The following is a 7,417-nucleotide window of genomic DNA, read 5'->3' as shown; positions in this document are numbered from 1 at the left end:
GGGGCCCCGCGGCCGGCGCCGCGCGGCCGGCGCCCCGCGGCCGGCCGCCGCCCCGCCCCCCCCCCCCCCCCCCCCCCCCCCCGCCGAGCACGGGGTCGGCGACCGGATCGCTCCGATTCCGGTCGCGGACCCCGTGCTCGGCGGGCGGGGGCGCGGAGAGGTGGGGGCGCGGGCAGGATGGGCGGGTGACGCCCGACGACCCCGACTACCCGCTCGCGGCCCGGACGGCGCCGACGCTCGCGGCGCTGGACGACCACCTCGTCGAGTGCCGGGCGTGCCCGCGACTCGTGGCGTGGCGCGAGCACGTCGCCGACGTCAAGCGGGCGTCGTTCCGCGACGACGACTACTGGGCCCGCCCCGTCCCCGGTTTCGGTGACGAGCGGGCGGGGATCGTCGTCGTCGGGCTCGCGCCCGCCGCGCACGGGGCCAACCGCACGGGCCGCATGTTCACGGGCGACCGCAGCGGCGACTTCCTCTTCGCCGCCATGCACCGCACGGGCCTGGCCAACCAGGCGACGTCGGTCTCCGCCGACGACGGCCTCCGCCTCACCGGGATCCGCGTCACCGCGCCGGTGCGGTGCGCGCCCCCGGACAACAAGCCGACTCCGGAGGAACGCCGCCGCTGCGGCCCGTACCTCGCGCGCGAAGTCGAGCTGCTGGGCGCGACGGTGCGGGTCGCCGTCGTCCTCGGCGGCTTCGGGTGGCAGGCGCTGCTCTCGACGCTCGCCGAGCAGGGCTGGGCCGTGCCGCGTCCGCGGCCCCGGTTCGCGCACGGTGCGGAGGTGACGCTGCGCCGGGCCACCCCTCGCCCCGCCCCGGGAGCGTCGCTCCCCGGCGTCGTGCCCGACGGCGGCCCCCCGCCCCCGGAGCAGACCCTCACCCTGCTGGGGTGCTTCCACGTGAGCCAGCAGAACACGTTCACCGGCCGGCTCACCCCGCAGATGCTCGACGACGTGCTGCTGCGGGCCCGTGAGCTCGCGGGCCTCGGCGCACCGGCCTGACGTGCGCGCGCTCCCGACCGCGCACGGTGGTGAGCCGGCGGACGTTTCCGGGCTGCGGCCGCCCGACCCACGGTGAACGGTGGCGAGCCGCCGGACCGTACCGGGGCGCGGTGGCCGCGCCCACGGCTCACGGCTCACGGTGGCGAGCCGCCGGACGCTACGGGGGCGCGATTCCCGACCGACGTTAGCGGGCGGCGGTGGCCGGGGACTGGCGGCGCGGTGCGTCGGCCCAGCGGCGGCGCTCCGCCACGCGCGGGGCGACGCGGCCGACGAGACGGAGCTGCTCCCGGCGCGCGATGACCTCCATGCGCCGCAGCTCGCGCTCGAGCGGGGACGATGCTGCTGACATTGCTGCTCTCCTTCGACGGCTCCCGGACGACGCCGCCGGTCGCGGCCGTTCCCGGGAGAGCACGCGACGACCGGAGGGACGTCGCTCGGCTCCTCGAAGAGGGACGGACACGGAGCCGGTTCGTGACATCCCGCCCCGTCCGGCCGAGCCGTGAGCGGCAATCCCACGTCCCGCGCCTGGCGTCCTGCGCTCCCGCCCCGAATCGTGAGCCCGAGCCCCGAGCCCCGAGCCCCGAGCCCCGAGCGACCCCCGGGGACGCGCGCGCCGGTTACGCCGTCGGGCGGGCGGACTCCTCATACTGCTCGACGAACTCCCCCGTCGGCGGGATGGGCGTGATGACGTCCACGAGCACCCCGTTCGGGTCGGCTGTGATGAAGTGCCGCTGCCCGAACGCCTCGTCGCGCAGCGAGCGCAGGATCGGCAGTCCCGCGGCGACGAGGCGCGCGTGCACGGCGTCGACGTCCTCGACCTCGAGGTTGAGCAGGAGCCCGCCCGCGCGACCCCGGCCGCTCGTCGGGATCGTCTCGTGGTCGCCGTCGAGCACGGCGAGGTTCACCGACGCGTCGTGCACGGACTGGAGGTGGACGTACCAGTCGCTCGTGAAGAGCGGCCGGAAGTCCAGGTGGTCGCGGTAGAACGCGACGGTCCCTGCGACGTCCCCGGTCATGAGCACGGGGTACCAGCTCGTGATGCGCACGGTCTTCTCCTCGTCGTCGGCGACCGGACGGTCGCAAAAAACAAACAGGCTGTATGTATCGAGAATGGCCTACAGTCTGTCGGTATGCAAGAGCGCCGCCGGACCAACGCCGAACGCACCCGCGCGACCCGCGCGGCCCTCGTCGCAGCCGCGCGCGACCTCTTCGTCCGCGCCGGGTACTCCGCGACGTCGACGCCCCAGATCGCCGCCGCCGCGAACGTCACGCGCGGCGCGCTGTACCACCACTACGCCGACAAGCAGGACCTGTTCCGCGCCGTCGCCGAGGCCGAGGCCGAGGCGGTCGCCCGGGAGATCGAGGAGCGCACCGCCGGGGATCCCGGCACGGCAGCCGCGGAACGACCGGACGCCCCAGACAACCCAGACGGCCCGGACGCCCCGGACGCCCCGGACGCCCGCGCGATGCTCGTGGAGGGTGCGCGCGCCTACCTCGACGCGATGGGTGAACCCGGCCGCACACGGCTGCTCCTCGTCGATGCACCCGCCGTGCTCGGCCTCGCAGAGGCCGACGCGCTCGACGCCCGCCACGCGCGCCGAACGCTCCGCGAGGGGCTCGGCGCGGCGCTCGGTATCCGGTCGAGCGGGGTCAGCACGAGCCGCAGCGCGGGCGACGACGACGTGCCCGGCCCAGGCGACGGGTCCGCCGTCCGCCCGGGCGAAGGGTCCGCCGTCCACCCGGGCGAGAGGTCCGCCGTCGACCAGGGAGAGCCCAGCGACGTCGCACGAGACCTCGCGGACGAAGAACGCCTCGACGCGCTGACGCTCCTGCTGTCCGCGGCGTTCGACCGCGCCGCCCTCGCGCTCGACGCGGGCGCGCCGCCGGGACCCGTGCGGGCGGCCGTGACCGAGCTCGTCGACCGCGTGTGCGCGCCGACACCAGGACCGCGCCCTCGGTCCTGACGGACGGCGCAGCCCCGGTCAGGCCCGCACGGTGAGCGTGCTGCCGCCGCCGGGGAGGCGGCGGACCTCGACGCGCTCCGCGACGGACTGCTTGAGCGCCTCGACGTGGGAGACGACGCCCACGACGCGCCCGCCCGCGCGGAGCCGGCCGAGCGCCGCGAGGACGGCCTCCAGCGTCTCGGGGTCGAGGCTGCCGAAGCCCTCGTCGACGAACAGCGTCCCGAGCTCGATGCCGCCCGCCTCGGCCGTGACGACGTCCGCGAGCCCGAGGGCGAGGCACAGCGACACGTAGAACGTCTCCCCGCCGGACAGCGTGCGCGGATCACGCTCGCGCTCGGTCACGTGGTCAAGCACCTTCATCGCGAGGCCGCGCTTGTGCGCCCGCACGTCCTCGCGCGTCGCGCTGCGCACGAGCTCGTACCGCCCTGACGACATCTCGGCGAGGCGCTCGTTCGCCGCCGCGACCACGTCCTCGAACCGCTGCACGAGCACGAACGTCGCGAGCGAGAGGTCGTGCGCGTTGTCGCCCGTGCCCGACGCGAGCGCTGCCATGCGCACGACCGGTCCCGCCGCGTCCCGCGCCGCGGTCCAGCCGTCGACCGCCGCCCCGACGCCCTCGGCCGCCGTCCGGGCCTCCTCGGCACGGCGGGCGACGAGCTCGTGCTGCCGCGCCGCGGCCCCGGCCACAGCCTCTGCCTCGTCGACGGCGGCGCGCGCGCCCGCGACGTCGGCCCGTACGTCCTCGGGCAGGTCGGCGAGCGCCGGGTCCGCGAGGCCGGTCGCCGTCGCGGTCCGCGCCGCGTCGTGCTCCGCGACGCGCTGAGAGAGCGCGTGCCGCTCGGCGTCGTCGAGCACCGCGGCGAGCGCCTCGGCCGCGTCCGCGAAACCGGACTGTGCGACGAGCGCGGCGACGTCGGCCGCACGCTCCTCGCACGCCCGCTGCGCGGCGGCGACGGCGCTGCCCGCGTCCGCGAGCGCGTCGATCGTGCGCACCCGTCCCTCCAGCGCGGCCGCGAGGACGGCGACGGGGTTGCGCGCGCCGCCCTCGTCGGCGAGCGGGTCGGGCAGGTCCACGAGCTCCACGAGCGGGCCCGCCGCGTCGAGCTCGGAGCGGATCTCGGCGCGGTCGCGCGCGAGGGCCGCCTCGATCTCCTGGAGCCGCGCGGTCGTGCCCGCGACCGCCTCGGCGAGCCCGGCCGCCCGGGCCTCCAGCGCACGCGTCTCCGCGTCCAGCTCCTCGAGCTCGCGCTCGGCCTTGGCGCGCTCACGCTCCGCGGTGCGCGCGGCGGCCACCAGCTCCTCCGCGTGCGCGACCCGCTGCCCGGCCTCCTGCGGGGTCAGGCCGTCGGCGTCCCGACGACGGGCCTCGCACCGCTCGGCGAGCACCTGAGCGCGGGCCGAGACGTCGTGCAGCAGGCGCTCGGCCTCCGCGCGCTCCCGCTCGGCGCGCTCGACGTCCTCGACCGCCGGGTGGTCCTCGGCGAGCGGCGCCGGGTGCGGGTGCTCGGCCCCGCCGCACACCGGGCACGGCTCGCCGACGGCGAGGCCCGCGGCCAGTTCCCCGGCCAGACCCGCGATGCGCGCGGCCCGCAGCCGGGCCTCGTGCTCCACCGCCTCGTGCGCCCGGACCGCGGCCCGTGCCCGCTCGGCGTGCGCCTCGGCTGCCTCGGTCGCGAGCGCCGCCGTCTGGCGCGCCGCCTCCTCGACCGCCCGGGCGCGATCCGCGCGCTCGCGGAGCACCCCGAGCGCGCCCGCGGCCTCCGCGAGGGACGCGACCCGCGTGCGCAGGGCGTCGCGGCGCGCCGGGCGTGCGTCGAGCTCGGCCAGCACGCGACCGCGCTCCTCCGTCGCCTGCGCGACCTCCTTGCGCCCGTCGGCGAGCTCGCGGTCGCGCCCGGGCAGCGACGCCCCCACCGGGACGAGCCTCGCCACCCGCACGGCCGCCGTCGCGACGTCGGCGCGCAGGGCCTCGAGCGTCGTCGGGTCGGCGTCGGCGAAGGCGGCGGGCGCCCCGGTGCGCGCGAGCGCGAGCCGGTCGAGCGCGGCGCGCAGGGTCTGCTCGGCGCGCGCGAGGCCCTGGGCGGCCGGGGCGACGACCGCGGCACGTGCCGCCGCGTCCGTCCGACGGCGACACTCGGCCACCGCCACCTCCTCCTCGTCGAGGCGCGCCGCGTCGGCCCGCAGCCGGGCTCGCCGCTCCAGCGCGTCGTGCCGAGCGCGCTCGTGCTCGAACCGCTCACGCGCCGCGGCGAGCGTCGCGTCGGCCCCCGCCGCGCGCTCGGCCAGCGACGTGGCCTCGGCGTCGAGGCGCGCGACGTGCGCGACGGCGAGCGCGTGCACGCCCGGCGTCGCCTCCGCAGCGGCCGGGGCGCCGCCATCGTCGGCCCGCCGCAGCCGGTCGTCGTCGTGCGCGGCCTCGCGCAGCCGCCGCGCGTCGTCGGGCTCGAGCCCGGCGGACCCCGCGAACCGCTCCGCCGCGCCCACGACGCCCTGCCGCGCGGCGTCCGTGCGCGAGCGCGCCGCGCGCGCGAGCTCCGCCAGGCGCGCCGCGGCGCGGTGGTAGAGCTCCGTGCCGAAGACCTTCTGGAGCAGCACGGCCCGGTCCTCGGGCTTCGCGCGCAGGAACGTCGCGAACTCGCCCTGCGGCAGCACGACCGTCTGCACGAGCTGGCGCCGGTCGAGGCCCACGAGCCGGCGGATCTCGTCGCCCGCCTCGTCGAGCCGTGCGGACAGCAGCTCGCCCGCGGCGTCCTCCACCGCATCCGGCGCGTCGGTGGGCGGCACCTCGGCGAGCCGCCAGAGCCGCACCGAGGCCTGCTGCGTCGTGGTGCCGGTGCCGCGCTTCTTGGGGCGGCGGTACTCGGGCGTGCGCCGGATGCGGAAGACACCCGCCGGGACCTCCAGCACGAGGTCGACGTACGACTCGACGTCCGGTCCCGCGAACGCCGAACGGAGACGGTCGTCGCTCGCGGCGTCGGAGGCGACCTTGCCGTAGAGCGCGAACACGATCGCGTCGATGATCGTGGACTTGCCGGCGCCCGTCGGCCCCTCGAGGAGGTAGATCCCGGACGCGCCGAGCGCCGCGAGGTCGACGTGGTGGCGGCCCGCGAACGGGCCGATCGCCTGGAAGGTCAGGGAGTGCAGGTGCATCAGGCGCTGCGCTCCTCGGCGAGCGCGAGCTCGAACGCCTCGCGCAGCACGACGACCTCGGCCCCGCTGGGGGCGTGGCCGGAGACGTGCTCGACGAAGTCGCGCGCGACGTCCAGCGGGTCGCGCCCCGGCCCGACGGCGGTCACGACCTCCCGCTCGGCGACGCGCGGCGGGCGGTGCGTCACCTGTAGCGCGTGCGGGAACCGGGACCGGACGCGGGCGTACAGCTCGCCGGGCCGGACCGGGTCCGTCACGACGACGCGCAGCCAGTCGTCGACGTGCGGCTCGCCCGCCTCCCCGAGCAGCTCGTCGAGCGAGCCGGTCACCTCCGCGAGGCGGCGCGGCACGGGAGCGGGGACCAGCTCGACCGCCGCGTCCGCGTCCGTGCGGACCCGGTCGACGTCGACGAGCGCGGTGGACTTGCGCTGGTGCAGCTCCGAGAAGGAGAACGCGAGGGGCGAGCCCGAGTAGCGGGCGACGGTCGCCACGCCGCCGTCGGCCTCTCCGCCGCCGACCTCCGGGACGGTGACGCGCTGCGGCCCGTGCAGGTGGCCGAGCGCCACGTAGTCCACCCCGCGGCCCGCGAACGCAGCGGCCGGGACGGCGTCCACGCCGCCCACGCGGATGTCGCGCTCGGAGTCCGACGCCAGACCACCCACGACGAACGCGTGCCCGACGACGACCGCCCGCACCCCCGGGTCCGCGGCGCGGCGCCGCGCGAGGTCGGTGCCCACCCGGCGCAGGGCCGCCCCCATGACGGCCTCGTGGGACCGCGCGAGCGGCCGAGGCCTCACCGGGTCGCCGCCCGCCCTCTCGGCGTCGGGAGCGTCGGCGTCCGGCGCGTCCGCGAGGACGTGCCGGGCCGTGTCCGGGTCGAGGTACGGGAGCGCGTAGACGAGCAGCGGCGAGGCGTCGCCGCTCGTCGCACCGGGGCGCGGGCCCAGGACGACGGGCGCACCGACGTCGGCCAGGCGTGCCCGCACGTGGACGCCCGGGCGCAGGAGGCGGTCGCCGAACCCGAGCCGGACGGCGGAGTCGTGGTTGCCCGGCGTGACGACGACGTGCGCGTGCTCGGCGAGCCGCGTCACCGCGTCCGAGAGGAGGGAGACGGCGTCGACCGGCGGGATCGCGCGGTCGTAGACGTCGCCCGCGACGACGACCGCGTCGACCGCCTCGGAGCGGGTCAGCTCGACGAGGTGGTCGAGGTGCGCGGCCTGGTGCTCCAGCAGGTCGACCCCGTGCAAGGTGCGCCCGAGGTGCCAGTCGGAGGTGTGCAGGATGCGCATGCCCGCACCGTACCGG

General features: G+C 77.8%; 6 protein-coding genes. 2 read left to right on the top strand and 4 right to left on the bottom strand.

What is annotated here, in order from left to right:
* Positions 1–185: 185 nt before the first annotated feature.
* Positions 186–1,001, top strand: a complete 816-nt coding sequence (locus tag E1O70_RS01785) for a uracil-DNA glycosylase (protein WP_061267917.1) — start codon at positions 186–188, stop codon at positions 999–1,001.
* A 184-nt stretch (positions 1,002–1,185) separates the two neighbouring features.
* Here the strand turns inward: E1O70_RS01785 and E1O70_RS19785 are convergent, their stop codons facing one another.
* Both E1O70_RS19785 and E1O70_RS01780 read right to left on the bottom strand, forming a co-directional pair.
* Positions 1,186–1,350, bottom strand: a complete 165-nt coding sequence (locus E1O70_RS19785) for a hypothetical protein (protein ID WP_157446563.1) — start codon at positions 1,348–1,350, stop codon at positions 1,186–1,188.
* 268 nt (positions 1,351–1,618) lie between these two features.
* Positions 1,619–2,047, bottom strand: coding sequence for a VOC family protein (locus E1O70_RS01780; protein ID WP_061267918.1), 429 nt, complete (start codon positions 2,045–2,047; stop codon positions 1,619–1,621).
* 84 nt (positions 2,048–2,131) lie between these two features.
* Here E1O70_RS01780 and E1O70_RS20285 point away from each other — a divergent pair, with 84 nt between their 5' ends.
* Positions 2,132–2,965 (top strand): TetR/AcrR family transcriptional regulator, encoded by an 834-nt coding sequence (locus tag E1O70_RS20285; RefSeq protein WP_061267919.1) that lies wholly within the window; start codon positions 2,132–2,134, stop codon positions 2,963–2,965.
* An 18-nt stretch (positions 2,966–2,983) separates the two neighbouring features.
* Here E1O70_RS20285 and E1O70_RS01770 read toward each other — a convergent pair whose 3' ends face one another.
* On the bottom strand, positions 2,984–6,115 hold the full coding sequence (locus E1O70_RS01770) for an AAA family ATPase (RefSeq protein WP_061267920.1): 3,132 nt from the start codon (positions 6,113–6,115) through the stop codon (positions 2,984–2,986).
* Positions 6,115–7,401, bottom strand: a complete 1,287-nt coding sequence (locus tag E1O70_RS01765; RefSeq protein ID WP_061267921.1) for an exonuclease SbcCD subunit D — start codon at positions 7,399–7,401, stop codon at positions 6,115–6,117. Before E1O70_RS01765 ends, E1O70_RS01770 begins: the two co-directional genes overlap by 1 nt.
* Positions 7,402–7,417: the final 16 nt, after the last annotated feature.

The organism is Cellulosimicrobium funkei, from assembly GCF_004519295.1.
Classification (GTDB): Bacteria; Actinomycetota; Actinomycetes; order Actinomycetales; family Cellulomonadaceae; genus Cellulosimicrobium; species Cellulosimicrobium funkei.
Note: the sequence above shows the minus strand (reverse complement) of the source record. Positions and strands in the feature narration are given on the sequence as shown.